Raw genomic sequence first — 26,355 nt, 5'->3', positions numbered from 1 at the left:
CAGGCCTGGTTCAGGACGCTGCCTGCCGCTCCCGCCACCAACATGGCGCCACCGCGGTCTGATGTCTTTACGTATTGTCTGCTAATCGTGAGGGCCCGGCAGGCAGGATCCCGGATCCGGTCCCGCCCCTCACCAGGCCGCCGGAGCGCCGCTCACCATTGCGCCGGCGACGTCCCCAGAGCACCGGCTGGCCTGTCCCATTTCATGCCGACATCACCAAGCCGCACCGGTGGCAGCAGCCTCAGCGCCGGCCCCCAGTCCGTATGCTCGACCTCACCGGCGTAGTCCCGCCGTTCCGGCTTTCCGATCTCCATTGCAACCGGACCTTGCCGGTGCGAGGCCAGAAAACCGCCGACGCGGGCCAGCGACGTACGCCACCGCGACCCGGTCCCCTGGTTCTGGCGCAAGCTCAGCCCGCGCACCGCGGCCGCCGCCAGCAGGTAGCCTGCGCCATGATCCAGCGCCTGCACCGGCAGCGGCACCGGCCGGTCCGCACCTGCGGCCACCATCCCTGCCTCGGCAATGCCCGAACTCATCTGCACCAGGCTGTCAAACCCGCGCCGGTTGGCCCACGGTCCGGTCCAGCCATAGGCGTCGTGTGACACATCGATCAGGCCGGGTCGGATTTTCGCGCGAATCTCGGCGCCAAGCCCCAGTGCCTCCAGTGCGTCCGGCCGGTAGCCATGCACCAGAACATCGGCTTCACCCAGCAGCGCCTTGAACCGCGCCCGGCCGGCATCGCTTTTGAGATCAAGCCGTGCGCAACGCTTGCCCGGCGTCACATCCGGTACGACGCCGGGTTCTTCCCATGAGGGCGGATCAATCCGCAGCACATCCGCGCCGAAGCCGGCAAGAAACCGCGTCGCCACCGGCCCGGCCAGCACCCGCGTCAGATCCAGTACCCTTGTGCCTTTCAGCGGTCGCGATGCATCGAAATCCCGGGCAAACGCCTCCGCGCCTGTCCCCGTTTCCATCCGCATCAGCGGTTCCGCCAGCACCGAGCGGCCTTGCGGATGCTGCGCCCATTCGTCCTCACTGCGCATTGCTGCCGCACATCCGCCCTTGGCCACGACCGCCGTTTCCAGCTCGTCCGCACGCCATCTTGCCACAGCCGCCGTCACCGCAGCGCGCTCTGCCTCGGTTCCCAGCACGTTCAGTGCGGCTTCGCGGTGGTGCGGCGCATTGGTATGAAGCCTGATCCAGCCATCGGCGGCGGCGTAATCTCCCGCCACCGGATCCCACGCCGGCGGCAGCGACCAGCCCTGCGGCGCGATCGAAAACCCGAACCACAACGAAGCCAGCCGACGGTCAACGGTGACAGCGGGCAGCTTGCCCGAACGCACCTCGCTCCACTCGGCAAGCGCAAGTCCTGCGCTGGCCACCGCGGCCGCAGCAAAATCGCTCACCGCAAAGACCGATGGCAGCGCCCCCTCCCCGGTGATCGCGACTGTCCCGCTCAGGTCCGCGTTTCCGCCGAGAGCGCTCCAAAGCGCGGATATCATCCTGTGAGTGCCTGTTCTGGCTGCTTCCGATGTCTGGGTCATGGCAAAGCTCCTGTCCGGTTTCGAGCTTCACAGAACCGCCGATTTAGAATATCGTCAATATTGATCATATAAATCAACTATAAGGTTTTCGGAATGGCGGACTACATGGATGCAAGGCAGGCCGCAGACCGCCTCGGCGTTTCCCGCCAGACCCTGTACGCCTATGTCAGCCGCGGGCTGATCAAGGCCGTGCCGGGCGACGACCCACGCCAGAGCCGCTACCTTGCCGATGCGGTCGAACAACTGGCCGAAACCAGGCGGCGCGGCCGCAAACCCCGGGAGATCGCCAAGGCAACGCTCGACTGGGGCATGCCGGTACTCGAATCCGGATTGACGCTGATCGAGAGCGGTGAGTGCTTCTATCGTGGCCGCAATGCCGTGGAATTGTCACGCTCCGCTTCTCTCGAAGACATTGCGGCCCTTCTCTGGCAGCTCCCGGCGAAGAGCGCTTTCCCGCGCCGCGCCCCGATGAGCATCAAGGCCTATGTCGATCTCGCGGCACAGGCAGGCGACGCGCCCGCAGCCGAAACCCTGCTGCCATTGTTTGCGGTGGCAGCACGTGACGAGCCGACATCGGCCTGGCGCACTGATCCGGTATCAGTGGCACGCGGCAGCGGAGATCTGGTTCGCATCCTGACGGCCTGCGCGCTCCGTCAGCCTCCACGGTCCGCACCGATCCACCGCCAACTGGCCGAGGCATGGAACGTCGACAGTTCCGGCGCTGATTTGATCCGCCAGGCCCTGGTTCTGTGCGCCGATCATGAACTCAACGCCTCGAGCTTCACCGCGCGCTGCGTCGCCTCCACCGGCGCCTCGCTCAAGGCGGTTATTGTCGGCGCGCTCGCGGCATTGAGCGGCATCAGGCATGGTGCCGCCACCACGCAGGTTGAAGCCCTGTGGAACAGCATCGACCCCGATGCCCCGGCAAAAGCCCTGCGCGACAGGCTGCAGGCCGGCGGCGCCCTGCCCGGCTTCGGCCATCCGCTCTACCCCGACGGCGATATCCGCGCCAAGGTACTGCTGTCGGCAATAACGCCTGATTTTCCCGAGGCTGCGCGATTGGTTGCCGCAGCCGCCGATCTGACCGGCGCCGCCCCGTCGATCGATTTTGCGCTTGTTGCACTCAGACGCCATTTGCAATTGCCCGAAGGCGCAGCATTTCTGCTGTTCGCCATCGGCCGCTCGGCCGGCTGGATCGCGCACGGGCTCGAACAGCGGGCCACGAACCAGCTGATCCGGCCAAGAGCGCTTTATACCGGCAAGCGGCCCTGACCTAGCTCGCGCTGCCGGCAGCCCCGGCACACACCGCAGGCAGCCCGCCGATGACCAGATCCGCAACGATATCGGCATACGCGTCCCGGTCCACCAGTCCGCCGGGCTTGTACCAGAGATAAAACCAGTTGAGCATGCCGAACACCGACATCGTCACCGGCGCCAGCAGTTCCGGCCGCGCCTTGAACCGTTCCGGCTCGATCTCCCGCACGCATTCCGACATGCAGGCAACCAGCCGCCGCTGCAGCGCGCGCAGATGAACCTGGTTGTCCTCGGGCAGTGAGGACAGCGCATCAAGCTGCACCTTGTGTTCGGCATCGGAATCCCGGTAGGCGATCAGGATCGCGCGGATCAGGGCGCGAAGCCGTTCCGAGGCGGTACCCGGCTGCCTGGCCACAGTCTCCACCACATCCACCAGCGCGGTCAGATGCGTGTCGAGTATATCGAACAGCAGCGCATCCTTGGACGGATAATAGTGGTATATCAAAGCCTTGGAAACGCCGCACGCCTCTGCCAGCTTGCCCATCGAGGCCCGGTCAAAGCCCTGTTCCGCGAAGAAAACCGCGGCGGTCTTCAAGATCGCCTCGCGCTTTGCTTCGTGATCCTTGGCGATGGTCCGGGCCATGGCCTCAGGTCCGGTTCCGGTTATCGACCACGCGCTTGGCCTTGCCCTCGGAGCGCGCAACATTGCCCGGCTCCTGGACATTGATCCGGGCAGTCACCCCGACCACGCTCTTGATGTGATGCGCCAGCTCCTTGCCCGATGCCGCCCGCGCATCCGCGTCCGCACGTTCGATTGTGCATTCCACATGCACCGTCATGTCGTCCATCCGGCCGTTGGTGGAGAGCTCGATCTGGAAATGCGGCGCCAGCCCAGCGCATTTGAGGATCTGCTCCTCGATCTGCGTCGGGAACACATTGACGCCACGCAGGATGATCATGTCATCGGACCGCCCGGTGATCTTCTCCATCCGCCGCATCGACCGTGCGGTCCCGGGCAGCAGCCGGGTCAGGTCGCGGGTGCGGTAGCGCACCATCGGCAAGGCTTCCTTGGAGAGCGTCGTGAACACCAGCTCGCCGATCTCGCCATCGGGCAAGACCTCGCCCGTCACCGGATCGATCACCTCGGGATAGAAATGATCTTCCCAGATGTGCAATCCGTCCTTGGTCTCGACGCACTCGTTTGCAACGCCCGGCCCCATGATTTCCGATAGCCCGTAGATGTCGACGGCGTGCATGTCGAAGGCCTGCTCGATCTCGCTGCGCATCGAATTGGTCCACGGCTCTGCCCCGAAAATGCCGACCGCAAGCGAGCTCTCGCGCGGATCGACGCCCTGGCGGCGGAATTCATCGAGGATCGACAGCATGTAGGACGGCGTCACCATGATCACCTGCGGCTTGAAATCGGTGATCAGCGACACCTGCCGCTCGGTCATGCCGCCCGAGATCGGCACCACGGTGCAGCCCAGCCGCTCGGCGCCGTAATGCGCGCCAAGCCCGCCGGTAAACAGCCCGTAGCCGTAGGATACATGCACGATATCGCCGCGACGCCCGCCCGAGGCGCGAATCGAGCGCGCCACGAGGTCCGACCACATGTCGATGTCGCCGGCGGTGTAGCCGACCACGGTCGGCTTGCCGGTCGTGCCCGACGAGCCGTGAACCCGCACCACCTTCTCGCGCGGCACCGCGAACATGCCGAAGGGATAATTGTCCCTCAGGTCAATTTTCGTCGTGAACGGAAACTTCGACAGGTCAGCCAGCGTCTTCAGGTCGTCCGGATGCACGCCCTTTTCGTCAAACGCCGCCTTGTAGTGCGGCACGTTCTCGTAGGCATGCGCCAGCGACCACTTCATGCGTTTGAGCTGCAGCGCGGATATCTCGTCACGCGACGCGGTTTCAATCGGATCCAGGCTTGCCCGGTCGGGCGTCAAGTCAAGCATCGGGTTCTCCTGCAATACCCGGACGGCCGTTCCCGTTGAACCGGCGCGTCCTCTCCCAAATTTTGTTCTGCCGCCGGCTCAGGCAGCAGGCTCCTCGAAATGCGTGCCCGAAACAGTCCGCGACAACCCGCGGAACTCGGCTATGACGGTGCCATCCGAGCGCGTCACCGTCACGTCGTAGACGCCTGATCGTCCGGCCAGTGTCACCTCCCGCGCGGCAGCGGTCAGCCGGTCACCTTCCCGGCCCGGGGCAAGAAAGGTCACCGAGCAATGCTGCGCCACGGTGATCGTGTTGTGGCTGTTGCAGGCAAAGGCGAAAGCGCTGTCGGCCAGCGTGAAGATTGCACCGCCGTGACAGCTGCCATGACCGTTGAGATGGTCCTTGCGAACCACCATCGACAGCGTCGCCATGCCCGGTCCCACCGCATCGATGGTCATGCCCATGCCTTTGGTGGTGTGGTCGTCCTTCAGCATTGCCGCAGACGACCGCTCGGCGCGTTCCTGATCGGAAATGCCGCTCATTTCGGGCCCCCGAATTTCGGCTCGCGCTTTTCAAGAAAGGCAGTAACGCCTTCCGCATAGTCGGCGGAGAACCCGGCTTCGCGCTGGGTCACGGCCTCAAGGTCGAGCTGGGCATCGAGCTCCTGTCCGGCAGCGGCCTGGATCAGAACCTTCATCCGCCCCAGGCCCGTGGTGGACCCGGCTGCGAGACGGGCGGCAAGCGCCCTCGCCTCTGCCATCAGCTCGGCATCTTCGACAACCCGCCAGATCATGCCCCAGTCTGCGGCCTTCTCGGCCAGGACCGGCTCCGCGGTCATGGCAATCGCCTTGGCTCGCGCCTCACCGATCAGCCGCGGCAGCATCCAGCTGCCACCCGCATCGGGAATGAGGCCAACCCGGGCGAAAGACTGAATGAACTTCGCACTGCGTGCCGCCAGCACGATGTCGCAGGCCAGCGCCACATTGGCGCCAGCACCTGCAGCCACCCCGTTGACGGCACAAACCACAGGTTTTTCCAGCGTGCGGATGCGGCGGATCAGCGGATTGTAGAACCGGGTCAGCGTATCGCCCAGGTCCGGCGGACCCGACATCTTGGCCGGGTCCCTTGCCGAAAGATCCTGACCTGCACAAAACCCGCGCCCCGCGCCTGTCAGCAACACCGCCCGGCAGCGAGCATCGTCCCGCGCGGTCTCCAAACATTCGGCCAGAGCCAGATGCATGTCATCGTTGAAAGAATTCAATCTATCCGGACGGTTCAGCGTGATTTCCAGCACGCCGCCGTTCCAGGAATGTAGTACCGGTTCACTCATGGCCATGGTCCTCCTGAAAATAATGGTTGCATAAGCCGACCGGTTGGTCAATTAATAATCTGACGGTATTTGATACTTAAAATTTCACCTCGAAACGCCAGGAGCCGCCACCGTGACCACGCCTTCAACCACCCTTCAGACCGATCCGGAAACAAGGGTGGTCGACGTTGCCATAGACAACGGTCATGCCCTGGTGACCATCGACAATCCGCCGGTCAATCCGCTCTCCGTCAGCGTCAGAAAAGATCTGATGGAGGCCGTCCGCCTGGTCAACGAGGCCAAATGCAAGACCGCGGCACTTGTCTGCGCCGGGCGCACGTTCGTTGCCGGCGGCGACATCTCCGAATTTGCCGGACCGCCACCATTGCCGCATCTGCCGGATGTGCTCAACGCCATAGAAGCCAGCGAAACGCCGTTCATCGCCGTCATGCACGGCACAGTGCTTGGCGGAGGGCTGGAACTGGCGCTCGCCTGCGCCTGGCGCATTGCCGACGAGAAAACCAAGTTCGGTCTTCCCGAAGTCAATCTCGGCCTGATTCCCGGCGCCGGCGGCACCCAGCGCCTACCCCGCGTCATCGGACTGGAACGTGCAGCCCGCATGGCCGCCAACGGAAAGCCGGTGAACGCCAGGACCTTTGAGGAGTTCGGCGGGCTGGATCTGGTCTTCTCGGGCGATCCGGTGCAGGCCATCGCGTCTTTCAGGGACAACCTGCCCGCCCGGCCGCAAAACACCTCGGCCCGCCCGGTTGCAGATGCAGATCTGACAGCGCTGAAGGCGGAAATCACCAAATCGGCAAAGGGCGCAGACGCCCCGATGATCGCGCTCGAAACCACCGCGCTCGCAGCCAGAGTGTCGTTTGAGGAAGGCAGCAAGATCGAGCGCCAGACCCATCTGGATCTGCGCACCAGCGCCCAGTCCCGAGCACTGCGTCGGCTGTTCTTCGCCAGCCGCTCTGTCACCCGCCCCGAGCGCCTGAAAGCGTTTCAGCCTGCCGAAATCAAGCATGTCGCCATCGTTGGTGGCGGCCTGATGGGCGCAGGCATCGCAGCCGCCAGCCTCGCCGCCGGCCATCGTGTCACCATGCTTGAGCGCGACACCGAGAGCGCAGACGCCGGAAGTGGCCGCGTCGAGGCCATCATCGCCAAGGACCTGGCGTCAGGCCGCATCACCGAAGCCAAGGCCAACGCCCGCCGCGCGGCCTTCTCCGCCGGCGCCGATTACGCGTCTGCCGCGGATGCCGACATTGCCATCGAGGCCGTATTCGAGGACCCCGAAGTCAAGCGCGCCGTGTTCAGCCAGCTCGCCGATGTCATGTCCGAGACGGCATTGATCGCCACCAACACCTCCTATCTCGATCCCAACATGATCAGCGAAGGCATGCCCGGGCCTGGCCGTTTCCTCGGCCTGCACTTCTTCTCGCCCGCCAACATCATGAAGCTGGTCGAAGTCGTCGGCACCTCGGTCACCACCGACCAGACCATGTCGACCGCATTTGCCTTCGCCCGCGGCCTCGGCAAGATCCCGGTCGAGACCGGTGTCTGCGACGGCTTCATCGGCAACCGCATCCTTTCGGCCTATCGCCGCCAGGCCGATTACATGGTCGCCGACGGTGCCTCGCCCTATGATGTCGATGCGGCGATGCGCGGCCTCGGCATGCCGATGGGACCGTATGAATTGCAGGACCGCACCGGGCTGCAGATCAGCTGGGCCAACCGCAAGCGGCAGTTGGCGGCCGGCACCTGGCCCGGCCGCTATGTCGATATCGCCGACAAGCTCTGCGAAATGGGCCGCCAGGGCCGTGGCAGCCCGGCAAAGAAGGGCTGGTACGATCACACAAGCGGCTCCGGCAAGCCCGATCCCGATATCGAAGCCATGGTCGCAGCCTGGCGCACCGAGCACAGCACCGCGCAGCAGTCGTTCAGCGCCGATGACATCGTCATCCGCATCATGGCGGCCATCGTCAACGAGGCCAACCTGATCCTCGAGGAAGGCATCGCCACCAGCGACACCGCCATCGATATCGTCTGGACCGAGGGCTATGGTTTCCCCAAACATCTCGGCGGCCCGATGTTCTGGGCCGAGGAGACAGGCATGGACCGGATGCGCGAGGCTTTTGCCGCCATCGAGGCGCAGAGCCCCGGCTCGTGGAAAGCCGCAGGCGTCTTCAAGAGCTGACGCATCCACATAGACTGCAGGACGACAGGCGGCCCACCGCCAAAAGGGAGAGAGAAATGGGTTTGATCAATGTGCACAGCTATCTCGCCGGTCAGTGGCTGGCCGCCGATGACGGCGCCCGCCCGATCGCCAGTGCAGTTACCGGCGAACCGCTGGCGATTGCCGGCCAGTCGTCGCTCGACACGCAGGCCATGATCGATTTCGCCCGGACCAAGGGCGGACCGGCGCTTCGTGACATGACTTTCCATGACCGCGCCCGGATGCTCAAGGCACTGGCGCTGGAACTCGGCAAGTTCAAGGACGAACTCTACGCCCTGTCCTACACCACCGGAGCCACCAAGCCCGACTCGATGATCGACATTGATGGCGGCATCGGCACCATGCTGGTCTATGCCTCGAAAGGCCGCCGCGAGATGCCCGACGGCCACATCTATGTCGATGGCGATCTGGAAATGCTGTCGCGCAATGGCAGCTTTGTCGGCCAGCATGTCGCCACCTCGCTGCACGGTGTTGCCGTTCACATCAACGCCTTCAATTTCCCGGTCTGGGGCATGCTCGAAAAGCTGGCCCCCACCCTGCTCGCCGGCATGCCGGCCATCGTCAAGCCGGCCACCGCCACCTGCCATGTCACCGAGCAGGCCGTCCGCCGCATGATCGAAAGCGGCATCCTGCCCGAAGGCGCCGTGCAGCTGGTTTCGGGCGGGCTGGGCGATCTGCTCGACCGGCTGGACTATCAGGACGTGGTCGGCTTCACCGGTTCGGCCAAAACAGCGCTGATGCTGCGCTCCAATCCGGTCCTGCTGGAAAACAGCGTCCGCTTCGTTGCCGAACAGGACAGCCTCAACGCCTCTGTGCTCGGCCCGGACGTTACCGAGGGCAGCCCGGAATTCGACATTCTGGTCAAGGAAGTGGTGCGCGAAATCACCGCCAAGGCCGGTCAGAAATGCACCGCCATCCGCCGCATCATCGCGCCCGAGGCCTTGCTTGGCTCGGTCGGCGACGCCATCGCCGCAAAACTGGGCACCATCCGCATCGGCGATCCGGCGCTCGAAACCACCCGCATGGGCGCGCTGGCCTCCGCCGCCCAGAAAGCCGACGTGCTCGACAAGGCCCGCCAGATCGCAGCCGAATGCCGGGTTCTCACCGGCGATCCCGACACTTTCGAAGTCGATGGCGCAGACAAGGCCAGGGGCGCCTTCGTCAAGCCTATGCTGTTTGCCTGCGATGATCCCGATGCAGCCGAAGCCGTACATTCGGTCGAAGCCTTCGGCCCGGTGGCAACCCTGATGCCCTACCGCGATCTCGCCCACGCAGGCGCCCTGATGAACCGCGGCAAGGGCAGTCTGGTCGCCTCCGTCATCACCCATGATCCCGCCGTCGCCCGCTCGCTGCTGATTGATGCCGGCGCCGCCCACGGCCGCATCTATGTCAACAACCGCGACAGCGCCAAGGAGGCCACCGGCCATGGCTCGCCCTTGCCGCATATGGTTCACGGCGGACCGGGACGCGCCGGTGGCGGCGAGGAACTCGGCGGCATCCGCGGCGTCATGCACTACATGCAGCGCACAGCGGTCCAGGGCAGCCCCGACATCATCTCCGGCATTACCGGCACCTGGGTCAAGGGTGCCGCCAGGCCGAAGTCATCGGCCCACCCCTTCACCCGCACATTCGATGAGCTCGCAATCGGCGACACCATCGAGGCTGGCCCGCGCACCGTGACGCTTGAGGACATCGAGACTTTCGCCCACTTCACCGGCGACACCTTCTACGCCCACATGGACGAGGAAGCCGCCAGGGCCAACCCGTTCTTCCCCGGCCGCGTCGCCCATGGATATTTGCTTCTGTCCTTCGCAGCCGGCCTGTTCGTCTCGCCCGATCCCGGCCCGGTTCTCGCCAACACCGGTCTCGACGGGCTCAAATTCATGAAACCCGTCTCGCCCGGCGACGCCATCTCCGTGGCGCTCACTGTCAAGCGCAAGACCCGCCGCACCGACGAATACGGTGAAGTCCGCTGGCATGTCGCGGTCACCAACCAGGATGGCGACGACGTAGCCGAATACGAGCTGCACACGATGAACCAGTACGGCTGATGGATTTTGGGGACGTTCGCCCCTGGCAATCCGTCGGCCCCTTCCACCTCCCGTCTTACCGGACTTGATCCAGACAAGCGAAGCGACGTCATAGCCTCCGGTATCCAGCCAGACCAGGTCTTTGGGCTGAAAAGGGTCTTTGACCCGGCAGACGCCGGGTCGCTGGATCCCGGCTCGAGGCAGGAAATGACGGCATCCAAGGGCACAACGTCCCGATCCCGAACACCTGTCCTGCTCTGCACCCACCCATCTATCTCGCACCAAGAATCAGGCTCGATTTCCGGGCCGATGCTGTTAGGGTCGCGTCAACAGCCAGGGGAGAGAGTCTTGCTGCAAACACCGACCGAGCCGCGCGCCCGCACCTCTGCCGGCATCATCCTGATGTGCGTCGGCGTCGCCTGTCTCTGCGTCAATGATGCCCTGGCCAAGACCCTGACGGCGCATTATTCGCCGTTCCAGATCCAGTTTCTGCGCAACCTGATTGCGCTGCCCTTCGCCATCCTGATCGCCCACAGGATGGGCGGCACCGCAGCGCTGCGGTCACACCGCCCACTGGCGCATCTGATGCGTGGTGGGCTCTGGGTCGGCGCCACCTTCCTGTTCTTCACCTCCATCACCTATATGGGTCTCGCCGAAGCCACGGCGCTGATCTTTGTCGCACCGCTGTTCATCACGGCACTTTCAGCGTTGCTCTTCCGCGAGCATGTCGGCTGGCGCCGCTGGCTCGCCGTCCTCGTTGGCTTTGCCGGCGTGCTGATCGCCGTCCGGCCCGGCACATCGGCCTTCCAGACCGTCTCGCTGCTGCCCGTCGCCACCGCCTTCGTCTACGCACTGCTGATGCTGTCGGCGCGCTGGGTCGACAGCCGCGAAAGCGTCTGGACCCTGCTTCTCTACATGACCGGAACCGGCGCGCTCATCAGCCTGTTCATCATGCCCTTCATCTGGACCCCGGTCAGGTTTCAGGATCTCTGGCTGTTCGGCGCAATCGCCATCTTCGGCACCGCCGGCATGACCATGATGACCCAGGCCTTCCGCCTCGCCCCCGCCGTGGTGGTGGCGCCGCTGGATTACTCCGCCATCATCTGGGCCACGCTTCTGGGCTGGATGTTCTGGAACGAAATCCCCGACGCGCTGACTTTCGCCGGTGCGGCCGTGATCATCGCCAGCGGCGTGTTCATCATCTGGAGGGAACACAGGACGGGCCGGTGAGCAAATGGCTTCCGGCATGGTGCGAACCGGCGTTAGCTGGCATCCGGCACATCGGACACGGCTCCGGAAAGGAACTTATGGCAGCGCCGTTCGTTGACCGCTCGAGTTTCACAAGGAGCCAGCATGTCAACGATCACCACAATCAATCCCGCCACCGAAGAGGAAATCCACACCTACGAGCGGATGAGCGAGGCTGAAGCGATTGATCGGCTTGAGGCTTGCCACGCAGCCTTTCTGGACTGGCGCAACCTGTCCCATGCGGAGCGCGCGCCGTATCTCAACGAGATTGCACAGAAACTGCGCGACAATGCCGATGAACTTGCCGCCCTGATGACGCGGGAAACCGGCAAGCTGCTCAGGGACGGCCATACCGAAGTCGAGATTTGCGCCCAGATTTTCGAATACACCGCCCGGAATGGGCCTGACGTGCTTTCCGACGAGGAACGCACCCACGGCACCAGGGAAAAGCGCGGCGTGGTCAGCTACCAGCCGGTTGGCGTGATCTATTCGATCCAGCCCTGGAATTTCCCGCTTTACCAGCCCGTCCGCGTGCTCGCCGCCAACCTGATGGCCGGCAATGGCTGCGTGCTCAAGCACGCCAGCATCTGCACCGGTTCGGGCCTGCGCCTGCGTGAACTGTGCATCGAGGCAGGCCTGCCCGAAGACCTTTTCCAGGTGATCCTGATCGACCACGACATCAGCGACAAGCTGATCGCCCACCCGAAAGTCCGCGGCGTGACCCTGACCGGCAGCGATGGCGCCGGCAGACATATCGGCGCGGTCGCTGCCAAGGCGCTGAAAAAGACCGTGCTGGAACTGGGCTCGAACGACGCCTACCTGGTGCTTGAGGATGCCGACATCGAGACAGCGGTGAAATACTCGGTCATGGGCCGGCTCTACAACAATGGCGAAACCTGCGTTTCGGCCAAGCGCTTCATTGTCACCGAGAAAGTCTACGACACCTTTGTCGATGCCTTCGTCGCGCAGATGAAGGGCATCACACTGGGTGATCCGACCGACGAGAACAGCCAGCTTGGCCCGCTCTCAAGCCAGGATCAGTTCGATACGGTCAAAAGCCAGGTCGATGAGAGCGTCGCCAAGGGAGCCAAAATTCTCTGCGGCGGAACCGCACCGGACCGGAAAGGCGCCTACTACCCGGCCACGGTGCTGGCCGATCTGGCGCCGGGCATGCCAGCCTATGACGACGAGATCTTTGGACCCGTGGCATCGGTTATCCGCGCCAGGGACGACGAAGACGCCATGCGTCTGGCCAATGAAAGCCGTTATGGCCTGGGCGGCGGCATTTTCTCGAAAAACCAAGAGCGCGCGCTGGAACTGGCACGCGACCACTTCGACACCGGCATGATCCGCATCAATTCCTTCGGCGCGGCCGATCCCAACATGCCGTTCGGCGGGGTCAAGGATTCCGGCTACGGCCGCGAACATGGCGGCTTTGGCATGAAGGAGTTCGTCAACACCAAGGCGATCTTCCTGCCCTGACCAGGCGGCGGCCCCGGTCTGCCCCGCCGCACACCTCCTCCCCTAAATCCGCGCGAATGCGCCATCCGGACCACCTCTGAGCCTAGGAGCACAGTATGAACATGAATATTCTCGTTGCCGGTGCAACCGGCAAGACCGGTCGCAAACTTGTCCAGGACCTGATTGATCAGGGCCACTGGCCCACCGCATTGGTGCGCGAAAGCTCGGACACCAGCGCCCTGCCCGCGGGCACCGGCTTGCGTCAGGGCGACCTGACCGATCTGAAGGCAGGTGTGTGCGACGGCATGGATGCAGTTGTGTTTGCAGCCGGTTCCGGCGGCTCCACCGGTCCCGAGATGACCGACAAGGTTGACCGCGACGGCGCGCAACGTCTGGTCGATCTGGCCCGCGAGGCCGGCGTTGCCCGCTTTGTGATGCTCAGCTCCTTCGGCGCCGACCAGGCCAACCCCGAGGGCAAGCTGGCGCATTATCTCAAGGCCAAGCACGCAGCCGACGAACACCTCAAGGCCTCCGGCCTGACCTACGCCATCCTGCGTCCGGTCGCCCTGACCGACAACGGCCGCAGCGCGGATGTGATCCTCGGCGAGGATGTCGACAAGTCCACCGAAGCCTCGCGCGCCGATGTGGCCCATGTGCTGGCCCAAGCCACGACGACAGGGTGCTATGACGGGCAAGTACTGAACATGCAGTCGGCCTAAGCCCGTGCCCCATGCAGAAGGAGGCGCTGTCAAATGCTTCAGCGCCACCTCGCCCGCACCATTCCGCCACCCGGCGAAATACGGTTTTGTCGAAAATTGCTGCATTTTCACGCTTTGGAGCGCGTTTTCAGCCCGAAAGCCATTTTTAACAAAGCGGGGCTACACTCTTCAGCAAATGAGGAAAACCGCGCAAACCAGTCACCGGGCACACAGCCGGCAGGTTTACAACGACGCGCTTGAGACAGCGATGACGGATCGTGTCATGCTGCCTGACAGCTTGCTGACGCAGGAAAGCCGCGTTTTAGCCGCCCCTCCGAAACTCGCCGCGATCTATAATGCCTATTCCTGGGCCGCGCATTCGCTCAAGGCCCGCGCATGGCTGCAGGCGGCCTTCGTCTTCAACTTGTTCCTGATGCCGTTCGATTACCTCATCGAGCCGTCCCTGCTGACGGCGACACTGGTCATCCGCGGTATCATTGCCTCGGCCATTCTCATTGGCCTCTACATGCTTTGGGGACGGCAGCGGCCAAACTGGGTCCAGGGCGCGACATTGACCGTGCTGGCGGCAACCATCATGCTCGAGTCCGGTGCGCTGGGCGCACTCGGCGGCGTGCCCCTGTTCGAACGCTACCTGACGGCGGGGCTGTTCACCTTTGCCACCGCAATCCTGTTTTTCCCCATCGAGTTCCGCTGGACGGTCACGGCGGTTGCCACGGCGGTCACCCTGCATGCCGGGATGATCATCATCGGCCCGGTTGCCGATCCGCTGCTGGCCTTGGGCATCAGCTGCTTTTACAGCGGCGCCATCCTCACCTTCGCCACGACGCGAAAGGCGACACTGAGAAGCCAGTGGAAGGGCTTCAGATCGAAAATCCGCGAACTCCGCGATCAGGAGGCACTGGCCAAACTCTTTGCCGAGTTGCAGCTTGTCGCCAATCTCGACCCGTTGACCGGCATTCAGAACCGCCGCTCGACCCAGGAGGATATTGACAGGATCTGGAGCAGTTCTGCCGGCGACAGGCCGCCCATCGCCTTCCTGATGATCGACATTGACGACTTCAAGAACCTCAATGACAGCCTCGGCCATGCCGCCGGCGACGAATGCATCAAGACGGTGACCAACAAGATCCGCGACGCCGTACGCGATGGCGACATCGTCTCGCGCTACGGTGGCGAGGAATTCCTCGTGGTGCTGACCGGCACCACCGCAAGCGGCGCTCTTGCCGTCGCCGAGCGGATCCGCAAGTCCATCGCTTCGCTGCGGCTTGAAAACCCCGGCAGTCCCACCGCAAGCCGGGTAACCGTCAGCATTGGCCTCGCCCTGTGGGAAGGTGAGCAGACGCCGGAAATGCTGATAGGCCGCGCCGACGAGGCGCTCTATCTGGCCAAGCACAAGGGCAAGAACCAGACCGTGATCGCCCCGCCGCCCGACGGCGTCGGCGCCCGCTCCGGCCCGGACAAGACGCATCCGGCCAGAAAGCACCCTGCGAAAAAGCAAAACCCGCGCAGCGTGGCCTGACAACCGGGCTGGCCGCGGGGAATGAAAATGACCACACGCGCAATGATCCCTTATCTGATCATCACCTTTGGATTGGCATGGGGGCTGTTCGCGATCTTGGTGCTTTATCATGATCGGGTTGTCGCGATATTTGGACCGGTCAGCGCAACCAATCCGCTCTTTATCGTATCAGTCTACGCACCTGCGATTGCCGCTGTCTCGCTGGTGCTGTGGACTGGAGGATTGGATGCGGCAAAACGATTTCTCTCGCGTCTTTTCCTCTGGCGGGCATCACCCTATTGGTATGCGTTCCTGGTATTCGGCATTCCGCTGACCTATTTCGCCGGCTCCGCCGTGAAAGGTAACCTGTTTGATACGCCGTTTCCTTTTGAGAACGTAAGTGCAGCGCTTGCCGCCATGGGCTTCATGCTGATCCTTGGGCCGGTTGAGGAATTTGGCTGGAGAGGCGTGGCGTTGCCACTGTTGCAAAGACACATGGCGCCGATTTGGGCAGGGCTTGTCCTCGGCATGATTTGGGGCGTTTGGCATTTGCCCGCGTTTTTCCTGAGCGGCACACCGCAAAGCGCTTGGGGATTTACACCGTTCTTCATCGGCTCCATCGCGGTCAGCCTGATACTGACGCCATTTTTCAACAATGCACGCGGCAGCATCCTGATCGCCGTCTTGTTTCATTTTCAGTTGAACAATCCGCTTTGGCCGGATGCACAGCCCTATGACACGATCTTTTTCGTCTTCGCAGCACTTGGCACCATCTGGCTCAACAGGGACTCGATGTTTAACCGGGAGGATGCAAGCACCGAAGTTATACCCCAGTCAGCCATGGATTGATCCGTCATGGACGGCACCGGCGCGCATTGGGCAAAAGAAAAGCGGGGCGCAAGCCGTCTCGGGTGATGATCGATAAAGCCACGACCATCAAACGCAAAAAGCCCGACCCGCCCTCTGGCCGGCCGGACGATGAGACCACGCCGTCGGTTACCCGGTCGCTGGCGGTTTTCCCCGGCCGCACCTGAGCCCCACATGCAAAGGCCATGCAGTGCACACCCGAATGTGTGCCTCAGCCATACCGCTCAGCCGTCAGCCCCTCGAACGAGATCTCGGGCTCCTTGCCCAGCACCACGTCCGCCACCGCGCGGCCCGAGCCGCAGGCCATGGTCCATCCCAGCGTGCCGTGGCCCGTATTGAGATAGAGATTGTCGTAGCGCGAGGCCCCGAGCACCGGTGTGCCGTCCGGCGTCATCGGTCTCAGCCCGGTCCAGCCTTCAGCCTTTGAAATGTCGCCGCCCCTGGGGAACAGGTCGCTGATCACGTGCTTGACCGTATCCGTCGCGTGCGGGCCGAGCCGGTTGGAATAGCCGGCGATCTCGGCAGTGCCGGCCACGCGGATGCGGTCGCCCAGCCGGGTAATCGCCACCTTGTGGGTCTCGTCCATGATCGTCGATTGCGGCGCGAATTCGTCGTCGGTCACCGGCAGCGTCACCGAATAGCCCTTCACCGGATAGACCGGCAACTTGATGCCGATCGGGTCGAGCAGCTTCGGGCCGTAGCTGCCAAGCGCGCAGACATAGGCGTCACCGCTAATCCGCCCGGCGATCTCGGTCTCCACCCCGGCGATCCTGCCATTCTCGACCGCGATCGAGCGGATCGACTGGCCATACTGGAACTCGACGCCCATCTCGGCGCATTTCTCCGCCAGCGCCATGGTGAACAGGCGGCAATCGCCGGTCCGGTCCGCCGTCAGCCGCAGCCCGCCGACAAACTTGTCGCGCACTTGACCCAGCGCCGGTTCGGCCGCAATGCAGCCGTCGCGGTCCAGCACCTCGAAGGGGGAATCATACTCCGCCAGGATCTCCTGGTCGGCGCGCGAATCCTTGAGCTGCTTGGCAGTCCTGAACAGTTGCAGCGTGCCCTGCGCCCGCCCGTCATACTCGATGCCGGTTTCCGCGATCAGATCAGGCATCACGTCGCGCGAATAATTCGACACCCGCACCATCCGGCCCTTGTTGATCCGGTAGCTCTCGTCGTTGCAGTTGGCGATCATCTGCAGCCCCCACTTCCACATGGTCGGGCTGATCAGCGGCCAGATGAACAGCGGCCGCCGCTTCATGAACAGCCATTTGACCGCCTTCATCGGTACGCCCGGAGCGGCCCAGGGCGAGGTCATGCCGTAGCTGAGCTCGCCCGCATTGGCATAGCTTGTTTCCAGCCCCGGCCCGTTCTGCCGGTCAAGCACCACAACCTGCGCCCCGCCCTTGGCGAGATAGTAGGCCGTGGTGACGCCGATCACGCCAGCTCCCATAACGATAACTCTCATGACTGGCGGTCCCTCCCGGTGTTTCGAACGTGTCTGGTGAAGCAAATCAAACGCCCACCCTAGTGCAAACAACCTGCAGTGCAACCCGGATAAACCAGTCGCCGACAGGCCATCATCCTGATCCGGCGCAGCCCCGGCATACAGCCTCGGAATCGTCTGAAATTCCCTGCGCGAAAGCCTGGAACCCGGGTGACCCGGATTTCGGATTGCATGGCGCTGGCGTCCTGTGCAGGGTAACGGTTGCAGATTGCGCTGCGCCAGCGGCCATCACCGCCCTGCACGGCCACAAGGACCAGACATGTCATCACAGGACGCCAAACTCTCCAGCCCATCCGCCCTTCGCAACCGCGGCCCGATCGCCGAGCTGTTGCGCCACGTCCTGCCCGACAGCGGAACCGTGCTCGAGATTGCCAGCGGTTCCGGCGAGCACGTCATCCATTTCGCCCGCCTGTTTCCCAACCTTGTCTGGCAACCCTCCGATCCGTCACCGGAAGCCCGCGCCTCGGTTCAGGACTGGGTGAAATCCGAAAGCCTGGCCAATGTTCTGCCGCCGCTCGATGTCGATGCCTCGGCCGAGACCTGGCCGATTGCTGCGGCCGACGCGATGATCGCCATCAACATGGTCCACATCAGCCCCTGGCCGGCCACACAGGGTCTGCTCGGCGGTGCGGGAAAGCTGTTGCCGTCAGGCGGCGTTCTGGTGCTTTACGGCCCCTACCGGCGCCGGGGTCAGCCGCTTGTTCCCAGCAACGCGGATTTCGACACCAGCCTGCGCGCCCGCAATCCGGAATGGGGCATCCGCCTGCTCGAGGATGTCGAAAGCCTTGCAAAGAAATCCGGCCTGACCCTGACCTCCGTCACCGAGATGCCCGCCAACAATCTCGGCGTGGTCTTCACCCGGCAGTAAGGCGGGATGGCAGCACGGCCCTGCCCCCCCCCTTCCAGCCCCGCCCAAATCCGGTTATTGCCTTTCCGCCATGCTTGAACCCGATCCGATAGCCAGACTCATCACCGCCCGCCTGACGGCCCTGCAGGCCGCGCAGCACCTGTCGGCATGGTCGCTGATCGTCAGTTTTCTTGGCGATGCCATCGGCCCGCGCGGCGGCGTGGTCTCGGCCAGCACGGTGCAGACCCTGCTGCAGCGGCTCGGCATCGGCCATGGCGCGGTGCGCACCGCGATCTCGCGGCTGTCCGCCGATGGCTGGATCGAGCGCTCCCGCGAGGGCCGCAACAGTTTCTACCAGCTGTCCGGCGATGTCGGAGAGACGGTGCTGAGCGCCGAGCGCCGGATCTATGCCGCATCTTCCCTGCTGCCTGCCAAGACGCCGAAATCCCTGGTCATCGCCGCCGACCCGCTGCCGGACGCTGCATTGCGCGCTCTCGACACCGCAGGGGCGTTGCAGCTCGCGCCGCAGGTTGTCCTTTGTTTTGCCCGCGCCGCGGATCTGCCCAAAAAACTGCTTCTGTCCGGCGCCACATTTGCGGATGCATCTGCCCTCGTTCCGGGCGAAGCCATGATCGGGCAGATGGCCAAGGCCCGGCGCGCCGACGAGATCGAGGCCCTGCAGCAGGCCTACCTGCCGGTCAGCGCTGCGCTCGACCACGCCCCGGCACCTTCACCGGAAGACGCCATGGCGCTCAGATGCCTGATGATCCATGAATGGCGGCGCCTTGCGCTGCGCGTGCTCGCCGTGCCGGCAGACCTGGTCCAGCCCGGCGACCCCGAACCCGAAACCCGCGCGCTTGTCGCCTCGATCTATGCCCGCGTGCTTGCACCCTCGGAAGCCTGGCTCGATGCCAATGCGGCCACCCCTTCGGGCGCCCTGCCGCCGCCGGACAAGCGCCTGGCCCAGCGCTTTGGCGGCAGCTAATGCAAAACCCCGTCCCTCGACAACGTGTTACACGATACACTTGACATTCTTTAAGCTTGTAACATATGCTATCCTTCACTGCGGAGGATCTCGATATGTACAGCCAGGGCTTAATCGGCGCGGACTCAAGCACCACGGAATCGGAAGAGTTTCTTTCGGCGTTCCAGGCACGCGTTGACCGCGAGGAAAAAATCGAACCCAACGACCCGATGCCCGAAGGCTATCGCCGCACCCTGGTGCGCCAGATCGGCCAGCACGCGCATTCGGAGATCGTCGGCATGCTGCCCGAGGGCAACTGGATCACCCGCGCGCCATCGCTCAGGCGCAAGATCGCGCTTCTGGCCAAGGTGCAGGACGAAGGCGGCCACGGCCTCTATCTCTATTCCGCCGCCGAAACGCTGGGCGTCTCCCGCGAGCAGATGACCGAAGAGCTTTTGTCGGGCAAGGCCAAGTATTCCTCGATCTTCAACTACCCGACGCCGACCTGGGCCGATATTGGCGCCATTGGCTGGCTCGTCGACGGGGCTGCGATCATGAACCAGATCCCGCTCTGCCGCTGCTCCTACGGGCCCTATGCCCGCGCCATGATCCGTGTCTGCAAGGAAGAGAGCTTCCACCAGCGCCAGGGCTACGAGATCATGATGACGCTGGCCAAGGGTTCCGACGAGCAGAAGGAAATGGCCCAGGACGCGCTGAACCGCTGGTGGTGGCCGTCGCTGATGATGTTCGGCCCCTCCGACACCGACAGCACCAATTCCGACCAGTCGATGAAGTGGAAGATCAAGCGCTTCTCCAATGACGAATTGCGCCAGAAATTCATCACCGCCACCGTGCCCCAGGCCGAGTATCTCGGCCTCACCGTGCCCGATCCCGATCTCAAGTGGAACGAGGAGACAAAGCTCTACGACCACGGCGAGATCGACTGGGCCGAGTTCAAGGCCGTCGTCTCCGGCAATGGCCAGATGAACCGCGACCGCCTGCGCGACCGCAACAAGGCCTGGGACGATGGCGCATGGGTGCGCGAAGCAGCCCTCGCCCACGCAAATAAGCGCGCCGAACAAAAGCATATCCCCCAGGAGGCAGCCGAATGACCGACAAGCACGAATTGACCCCGCTGTGGGAAGTCTTCATCCGCCCGCGCAACGGCCTGCATCACCGCCATGTCGGCTCGCTGCACGCCGCTGATTCAGCGCTCGCGCTGCAGTCGGCCCGCGATGTCTACACCCGCCGCGGCGAAGGCAACTCGATCTGGGTGGTCCGCTCGTCCGACATAGCGGCTTCCGATCCGTCCTTTGCAGAGCCGAATTTCGAGCCCGCCGACGACAAGATTTACCGTCACCCGACCTTTTACGACATCCCCGATGAAGTGGGGCACATGTGATGGGCGCCGCCGCTGCAAGCGCTGAAGCGACCACCGTCGCCGCCATCGTCGAAATCGCCGATGACTGCCTGATCCTCGGCCACCGCCTGTCGGAATGGTGCGGCCACGCGCCGATCCTCGAGGAGGAACTGGCGCTGGCCAACATGGGGCTCGATTTGCTCGGCCAGGCCCGCGCGCTCTATGCCCATGCCGGAGAGATCGAGGGCAAGGGCCGCAGCGAGGATGATTTCGCCTTCCTGCGCCGCGAGCGCGAATACCGCAACTGCCTGCTGGTCGAGCGCGAAAACCGCGACTTCGCCCACACCATGCTGCGCCAGCTCTATTTCTCAGCCTTCATGCAGCCCTTCTGGCGCACGGTTGCCGCCACCTCGTCCGACGAGACCCTGCGCGGCATCGCCGCCAAGGCCGAGAAGGAAATGGCCTATCATCTCCGCCATGCCGGCGAATGGGTCATCCGCATGGGCGACGGCACCGAAGAAAGTGCCCGGCGCATGGCCGACGCCGTCATCGAGCTTCACCGCTACACCGGTGAGCTGTTCATGGCCTCGCCCGCCCGCGCCGACGCCGTGGCGGCCAAATTGCTGCCCGATCCCGAGAGCATGCGCGCGGAATGGGACGACACCATCGCCACCGTGTTCGCTGCCGCCAAACTGACCGCGCCCGAGATCCGGGTCATGCAGAAGGGCGGCCGCGACGGCATTCATGGCGAGGACATGGGTCACCTGCTGGCAGAGCTGCAATTCATGCAGCGCGCCTATCCCGGCCAGACCTGGTAGGCGGAATGTCCGCCCCGGCACCAACCTCCGGCAAGCCTTCGGGCAGTGTTGCAGACTTCGAGCTCGCCCGCGCGCTCGAGGTGGCAAGCACTGTCCCCGATCCGGAAGTGCCTTGCGTCACCGTTGCCGATCTCGGCATCCTGCGCTCGGTCAGCCGGGACGAGACCGGCAGGATCGTGGTCAGGCTGACGCCGACCTATTCCGGCTGCCCGGCGGTGATTGCCATTGAGATGGCGGTTGAAACAGCGCTGCTAAGCGCCGGAATCGACTCCACAATCGAGCGTGTCATTTCGCCACCCTGGACCACCGACTGGATCACGGACGAAGGCCGCGAGAAGCTGCGCACCTATGGCATCGCCCCGCCGGTGGGTTCCTCCGGCGGCCGTCGCGCCTTCTTTGCCGAAGACACGGTTGCCTGCCCGCGCTGCGGCTCGACCGACACCGCCAAGGTCTCCGAATTCGGCTCCACCGCCTGCAAGGCGCATTACCGCTGCAACGCCTGCGCCGAACCCTTCGACTATTTCAAGTGCATCTGAGGACTTCACCGATGGCCGCTCCCCGCTTTCACGAACTCGAAATTGCCGCTGTCCGCAACGAAACCCCGGACGCCGTCGCCATCACCTTCGCCATTCCCGAAGACAGCCGCGACACCTTTGCCTTCCTGCCCGGCCAGTACCTGACGCTGCGCGCCGACATCGATGGCGAGGACATGCGCCGCTCCTATTCGATCTGCTCGCCGCTGAATGAAACCGGCCACCGCACCGTCGGCGTCAAGCGCATCGAGGATGGCCGCTTCTCGAGCTTCGCCCAGACGCTCAAAAAAGGCGACCGCATCCAGGTGATGCCGCCGCAGGGCCGCTTTACCGCTCAGATCGGCGGCGACCATGATTACCTGCTGCTGGCCGCGGGCTCCGGCATCACGCCCTGCCTGTCGATCGCCAAGTCGGTGCTCGCCGGCGAGCCCAATTCCACCGTCACCCTGCTCTACGCCAACCGCAATTCCTCGTCCGTGATGTTCCGCGATGATCTCAATGATCTCAAGGACCGCTACACCACCCGCTTCACGCTGCTGCACGTGATGGACGAGGAAGTCCAGGACGTCGAGATCATGAACGGACGGCTCGATGCCGAAAAGCTCGAGAGCCTGGCGAGCCTCGGCGTCATCGACCCGAAATCAGCCGACGCCATCTATATCTGCGGCCCCGAGCCGATGATCCGCTCGGCATCCACCGCCATGGCCGCCCTCGGCGTTGACGAAGACCGGATTAAGTTCGAACTCTTCACCCCCGCCCCCGGCGCTAAACCCGCGCCCAAGCCGAAAGCCGCCAAGGGTGCCAATGGCGCCAGCCACGGCGCTGCGGTGGAAATCATCCTCGACGGCGCCCGCCGCACCATCGAGGTCGACGCAAGCACCGACACCGTGCTCACAGCCGCCACCAAGGCCGGCATGGACCTGCCTTTTTCCTGCGCCGGCGGCATGTGCTGCACCTGCCGCTGCAAGATCGTCGAAGGCTCCGCCACCATGGACGAAAACTTCTCGCTCGAACCCTGGGAAATCGAAGCCGGGTTTACCTTGAGCTGCCAGGCACGGCCGGACACGGACAGGCTGGTGCTGGATTTTGATGCGCAATAGGGTGTAGCCGCGATATCCATCCGGACAGCCGCAAGCGCAGCCCGCGCGACTGTGCCGCCGGGGTGTGAGGGGAAGTGAGGTCCGGAGGGCCGCGCGCGGGCAGTGCCTCTGGTAAGTTAGTAATAGGGTGGCGCTACGCGCGCGCGGCCCGGAATTCGCCGGATGGCGTCCCCATCCGACAGGCGTCGGCCTCGCAAGACACGGAAGTCGGCTTACTCACCTGCCCCTCTTCAGGGCCCTCCGCCCGGGTTGCCCCGGCCGCGGCATGGACAGGCCGCGGGAGATGCTTTGGGCGCGTGTTCCGGCACGGACCCTGCTTGCCTTTTGCAAACATGTCCGCCACAGGCCCGTTCCGCTGGTCCCGCCTCGCCCGCAAGATGCAGACAGGCCCCTGGACCCCGGCCCGGTGGCTGGCTTGCGGCCCTCCCGAAGGAGCGCACGCCGCCAGCGGAACCGCGTTGGCCATCGCCTCCCCCTGCCCGTCACGCTGACGTTTGCGCTGGAACAGAGGGCATTCCCTCCCGCCTGCATCGAAACGTTCGCGATCCATCCGGCAGCGGAAGCGGACCGAGTCTGGCACGGCGGTGGAGGGTGTGGATGAAATGGGGCGGGTTTGGTGGGGAAAGGGGCAGGAATGGTGGGGGTGATGGGGTGGGAATGTGCACATATCGAGCCCGTAATAGGAGGCTGGTAGCGGAGCCGCCGCCTGTAGCGGCGAAGACCGGACAGGTCGGGGACAGTTTACTTTTTCGGGCGACGCTCGAGAAAGTAAACTGTCTCCTTGCACTCCGCCTCTCTCCGTCGTCATCCTCGGCCTCCGAGCCGAGGATCCATGCCGTGCCGCATCCACCAGCAAACCATTGTGAAACATCACGGAATGGATCCTCGGGTCTGCGCCCGAGGATGACGAAAACAGAGGTCCGTAGTGACCACCGAGGAATACGCACCAACGGCGGCATCGCTACCATGGAGGATAACTTCTCTCTACAAGCTCTGGAAAATCAAAGCCAGATTTACGCTGAACTGTCAGATAAGGCCAGATACGGAAAATCTAGTGCTAAAGTTTGTCGCCCAATCGTGGATTTCGGGCAATACATGATCCTCTGCTTCAATTGGGAATTGGTATGATTGTTTGTTCAGCATCATCAATGCAAAAATACAGCGCCTGCATCTCCAGAGACATAACAATCTATCGAACTACAATGCATCCACCTTGGCGACAATTTCATCAAACATTTGAAACTGAACACCTTCCGCGCGCAGCAATTCTACAACTTTGCTGACTGCCAGTGGAGTTTTACAAATGTCGGAGAGATGCAACTCTAAGTCGTTCGCAACAGTTTCAAAAGCTCTATGCCACTGCTCGCCGCAAACATGCTTTGTGTACCCTTCCAAATTTCTTTCGAAAGCCGCGAATCTATCAAAACAACCGTTTGGGAACTCCTCAGGCTCATCGACGCCGGCAATCTGCTGTAAAATCTTATTTGCTACAGTCTTTTTTTCATTACTGTTCGCGTCGGAGTCAAATACAGCGTAGGTCGGAATACCCAATTTGTTAAATATGTAAAAAGGCTTGTCCATCTTGGTCTTCCCATCGACAGACACAATCACAATACCCTCAGCGAGGTTGCCACGTTGAAATGAACCGTAAACCCCTTCGAGGATCGCCTTGTCGGTCACCCCTTCAACCAAAATTATCTTCCTAGCAAAAAAGCCCTCACATATTTCTCTTGAGAAGATGTGAAGCTTCGCACGGAAGGAATGATCCGGCATCGGCGCCCTTTGAAGCAATTCCGCGAAATACCTCGAACACTCCCCGATTGTCATAGCAGATATATTGTGCACGACATCGTCCTCCACGGTCTGCCTCCGAATTATCCGGGCGGTATGGAAGTTTTCGATGTCAACGAACTTCTCTGAGTGCGTAGCAAAAACAACCTGAAATCTTATTCCGGTTGATTTACTATAAGAATGGCAAACTTTTCGAAAAGCATCACTAATCAATTTTTGCTTATGAGGATGTTGATAAATTTCAGGTTCTTCAATTAGGAGAACTATATCGCTTTGCGCCTCGTCAAAACCCTCATCGTTGGACATTGCACTGCTTTCGGCCAAAAACTCTATTACCGAGAAGAGAGCTGCTCGCTGAAGCCCATGACCAACGTGCTCTAAACCGCTCAAAAACCCACCATCTTCGACCATTATAACAGGTTGCGGGAAGCTGAATTTGACTCCCTCTTCGGATTGCCAGTCAGCGACCAAACGGGATTCGCTATAATACTTTTTGATCGTTGAGGTCAGGCGTTCACTAATTTTTCCAAGTTGAGGAAAATTCTCTGGTGCAACGATACCCTCGAAGTCAGATTCGGTCTTTTCGATAAAGTCTTTTACTTCTTGTCTGTTTTCGTAGGTTTGCCTTGCGATATCTGCAAGCAAACTAATAATGGGGCTTCGTTTTGTATCAGATGTCTCTTCCGGGACATTTGCTACGGCTGGAATGAAGTGCAAATTCGTCTTCTTGCGTAGCTTCCCATTCGCCACATTCGGCGCCCCAAAAAAACCTCGGACATAAGAAAAACTGAGCTTATCGGGATTTGCTCGCTCCCACGCATCCATCCGTTCAACAACTTGATCCGCGTTTGCGGCCCGCTCAAGTCCATCTGTAATATCTACAAGTCTATTGAACGCCGTTCGCATCGCATTTTTGTTCGACTCAGCTCTAATAGCATTAAATGGAGGATATGTTCGAGCCCGAACGCTATAGGTTAGATTGCTATCCTTATCGTTTGACAAGGTTCTTGAAATAGTGAGTTTTCCGTCAACTACAGCAGACCCAAACTCTTCTACTTCACTGTTCGTTAAATTATCGAATGTGATGACAATTTCTATCGATTCTGTGGTACGTTTGTGAAAGTCATCCTTTGTCACTTTAGGCGCAGCATCGAAAAAAAGCCGGAGAGCATGCAGGATCGTAGATTTTCCTGCGTTATTCCCACCGATCAGTACTGTCACATCGTCAAATGTCAGTTTTGCATTCCGGATCGAGCGTAGACCCGACACCTCCAAAGAGCGCACTTGCATTGATGATTCCGACTATTTCTGGTTAAACAGAGTTGAAATGT

General features: G+C 62.4%; 22 protein-coding genes. 15 read left to right on the top strand and 7 right to left on the bottom strand.

All coding sequences use genetic code 11. The annotated features are described in order from the left end of the window. Positions 1–152: 152 nt before the first annotated feature. Positions 153–1,544 (bottom strand): CoA transferase, encoded by a 1,392-nt coding sequence (locus WNY80_RS01610; RefSeq protein ID WP_342885590.1) that lies wholly within the window; start codon positions 1,542–1,544, stop codon positions 153–155. 93 nt (positions 1,545–1,637) lie between these two features. Between WNY80_RS01610 and WNY80_RS01605 the strand changes: the two genes are divergently transcribed. Next, positions 1,638–2,816 carry a citrate synthase family protein gene (locus tag WNY80_RS01605; RefSeq protein WP_342885589.1) on the top strand — a complete coding sequence of 393 codons (1,179 nt, stop codon included), beginning with the start codon at positions 1,638–1,640 and terminating at the stop codon, positions 2,814–2,816. A 1-nt stretch (position 2,817) separates the two neighbouring features. Here WNY80_RS01605 and WNY80_RS01600 read toward each other — a convergent pair whose 3' ends face one another. The 4 genes from WNY80_RS01600 to paaG all read right to left on the bottom strand — a co-directional run bounded on the left by WNY80_RS01600 (position 2,818) and on the right by paaG (position 6,072). Then, on the bottom strand, positions 2,818–3,441 hold the full coding sequence (locus WNY80_RS01600) for a TetR/AcrR family transcriptional regulator (protein WP_342885588.1): 624 nt from the start codon (positions 3,439–3,441) through the stop codon (positions 2,818–2,820). A 4-nt stretch (positions 3,442–3,445) separates the two neighbouring features. Further along, positions 3,446–4,756, bottom strand: coding sequence for a phenylacetate--CoA ligase PaaK (gene paaK / locus WNY80_RS01595; protein ID WP_342885587.1), 1,311 nt, complete (start codon positions 4,754–4,756; stop codon positions 3,446–3,448). A gap of 78 nt (positions 4,757–4,834) precedes the next feature. Further along, positions 4,835–5,278 carry a hydroxyphenylacetyl-CoA thioesterase PaaI gene (paaI, locus tag WNY80_RS01590; protein ID WP_342885586.1) on the bottom strand — a complete coding sequence of 148 codons (444 nt, stop codon included), beginning with the start codon at positions 5,276–5,278 and terminating at the stop codon, positions 4,835–4,837. Continuing rightward, positions 5,275–6,072, bottom strand: coding sequence for a 2-(1,2-epoxy-1,2-dihydrophenyl)acetyl-CoA isomerase PaaG (gene paaG, locus WNY80_RS01585; RefSeq protein ID WP_342885585.1), 798 nt, complete (start codon positions 6,070–6,072; stop codon positions 5,275–5,277). Before paaG ends, paaI begins: the two co-directional genes overlap by 4 nt. Positions 6,073–6,178: 106 nt before the next feature. Between paaG and WNY80_RS01580 the strand changes: the two genes are divergently transcribed. The 7 genes from WNY80_RS01580 (at position 6,179) to WNY80_RS01550 (ending at position 16,086) form a co-directional block, all read left to right on the top strand. Continuing rightward, the gene (locus tag WNY80_RS01580) at positions 6,179–8,242 is read left to right on the top strand and encodes an FAD-dependent oxidoreductase (RefSeq protein ID WP_342885584.1); all 2,064 of its coding nucleotides are present in this window, start codon (positions 6,179–6,181) and stop codon (positions 8,240–8,242) included. Positions 8,243–8,298: 56 nt separating this feature from the next. Beyond that, positions 8,299–10,332: a phenylacetic acid degradation bifunctional protein PaaZ gene (gene paaZ / locus WNY80_RS01575; protein ID WP_342885583.1), complete on the top strand. Its 2,034-nt coding sequence runs from the start codon at positions 8,299–8,301 to the stop codon at positions 10,330–10,332. A gap of 327 nt (positions 10,333–10,659) precedes the next feature. Next, on the top strand, positions 10,660–11,541 hold the full coding sequence (locus WNY80_RS01570; RefSeq protein ID WP_342885582.1) for a DMT family transporter: 882 nt from the start codon (positions 10,660–10,662) through the stop codon (positions 11,539–11,541). Positions 11,542–11,664: 123 nt separating this feature from the next. Then, positions 11,665–13,041: an NAD-dependent succinate-semialdehyde dehydrogenase gene (locus WNY80_RS01565; RefSeq protein WP_342885581.1), complete on the top strand. Its 1,377-nt coding sequence runs from the start codon at positions 11,665–11,667 to the stop codon at positions 13,039–13,041. Between the two features lie 95 nt (positions 13,042–13,136). Beyond that, complete coding sequence (locus tag WNY80_RS01560; RefSeq protein ID WP_342885580.1) at positions 13,137–13,739, top strand: SDR family oxidoreductase; 603 nt, start codon at positions 13,137–13,139, stop codon at positions 13,737–13,739. 247 nt (positions 13,740–13,986) lie between these two features. Next, entirely contained in the window at positions 13,987–15,258 is a 1,272-nt protein-coding gene (locus tag WNY80_RS01555) for a GGDEF domain-containing protein (protein WP_342885579.1), read from the top strand. A gap of 27 nt (positions 15,259–15,285) precedes the next feature. Continuing rightward, on the top strand, positions 15,286–16,086 hold the full coding sequence (locus WNY80_RS01550) for a CPBP family intramembrane glutamic endopeptidase (RefSeq protein WP_342885578.1): 801 nt from the start codon (positions 15,286–15,288) through the stop codon (positions 16,084–16,086). A 229-nt stretch (positions 16,087–16,315) separates the two neighbouring features. Here WNY80_RS01550 and WNY80_RS01545 read toward each other — a convergent pair whose 3' ends face one another. Continuing rightward, positions 16,316–17,572 carry a D-amino acid dehydrogenase gene (locus tag WNY80_RS01545; protein ID WP_342885577.1) on the bottom strand — a complete coding sequence of 419 codons (1,257 nt, stop codon included), beginning with the start codon at positions 17,570–17,572 and terminating at the stop codon, positions 16,316–16,318. A gap of 298 nt (positions 17,573–17,870) precedes the next feature. On the opposite strand from WNY80_RS01545, the gene WNY80_RS01540 reads away from it, so the two are divergent. The 7 genes from WNY80_RS01540 to paaE all read left to right on the top strand — a co-directional run bounded on the left by WNY80_RS01540 (position 17,871) and on the right by paaE (position 23,233). Next, positions 17,871–18,479, top strand: coding sequence for a DUF938 domain-containing protein (locus tag WNY80_RS01540; protein ID WP_342885576.1), 609 nt, complete (start codon positions 17,871–17,873; stop codon positions 18,477–18,479). Between the two features lie 70 nt (positions 18,480–18,549). Then, positions 18,550–19,443, top strand: coding sequence for a PaaX family transcriptional regulator C-terminal domain-containing protein (locus tag WNY80_RS01535; RefSeq protein WP_342885575.1), 894 nt, complete (start codon positions 18,550–18,552; stop codon positions 19,441–19,443). A 95-nt stretch (positions 19,444–19,538) separates the two neighbouring features. Continuing rightward, a complete protein-coding gene (paaA, locus tag WNY80_RS01530) occupies positions 19,539–20,534 on the top strand; it encodes a 1,2-phenylacetyl-CoA epoxidase subunit PaaA (RefSeq protein ID WP_342885574.1) in 996 nt (331 codons plus the stop codon). Beyond that, positions 20,531–20,824 carry a 1,2-phenylacetyl-CoA epoxidase subunit PaaB gene (gene paaB / locus WNY80_RS01525; RefSeq protein WP_342885573.1) on the top strand — a complete coding sequence of 98 codons (294 nt, stop codon included), beginning with the start codon at positions 20,531–20,533 and terminating at the stop codon, positions 20,822–20,824. The genes paaA and paaB overlap by 4 nt, the downstream gene beginning before the upstream one ends. After that, positions 20,824–21,600 (top strand): 1,2-phenylacetyl-CoA epoxidase subunit PaaC, encoded by a 777-nt coding sequence (gene paaC, locus WNY80_RS01520; RefSeq protein ID WP_342885572.1) that lies wholly within the window; start codon positions 20,824–20,826, stop codon positions 21,598–21,600. Before paaB ends, paaC begins: the two co-directional genes overlap by 1 nt. Before the next feature lie 5 nt (positions 21,601–21,605). Continuing rightward, positions 21,606–22,136: a 1,2-phenylacetyl-CoA epoxidase subunit PaaD gene (gene paaD / locus WNY80_RS01515; RefSeq protein WP_342885571.1), complete on the top strand. Its 531-nt coding sequence runs from the start codon at positions 21,606–21,608 to the stop codon at positions 22,134–22,136. Positions 22,137–22,147: 11 nt separating this feature from the next. After that, entirely contained in the window at positions 22,148–23,233 is a 1,086-nt protein-coding gene (gene paaE / locus WNY80_RS01510) for a 1,2-phenylacetyl-CoA epoxidase subunit PaaE (RefSeq protein WP_342885570.1), read from the top strand. A 1,197-nt stretch (positions 23,234–24,430) separates the two neighbouring features. On the opposite strand, the gene WNY80_RS01505 is transcribed toward paaE, so the two are convergent. Next, positions 24,431–26,314, bottom strand: a complete 1,884-nt coding sequence (locus WNY80_RS01505) for an AAA family ATPase (protein ID WP_342885569.1) — start codon at positions 26,312–26,314, stop codon at positions 24,431–24,433. Positions 26,315–26,355: the final 41 nt, after the last annotated feature.

It is taken from the genome of Hoeflea sp. AS16 (assembly GCF_038900095.1).
Classification (GTDB): Bacteria; Pseudomonadota; Alphaproteobacteria; order Rhizobiales; family Rhizobiaceae; genus Hoeflea.
The sequence above is the reverse complement of the archived record's forward strand: the minus strand, read 5'-3'. Positions and strand labels throughout refer to the sequence as shown.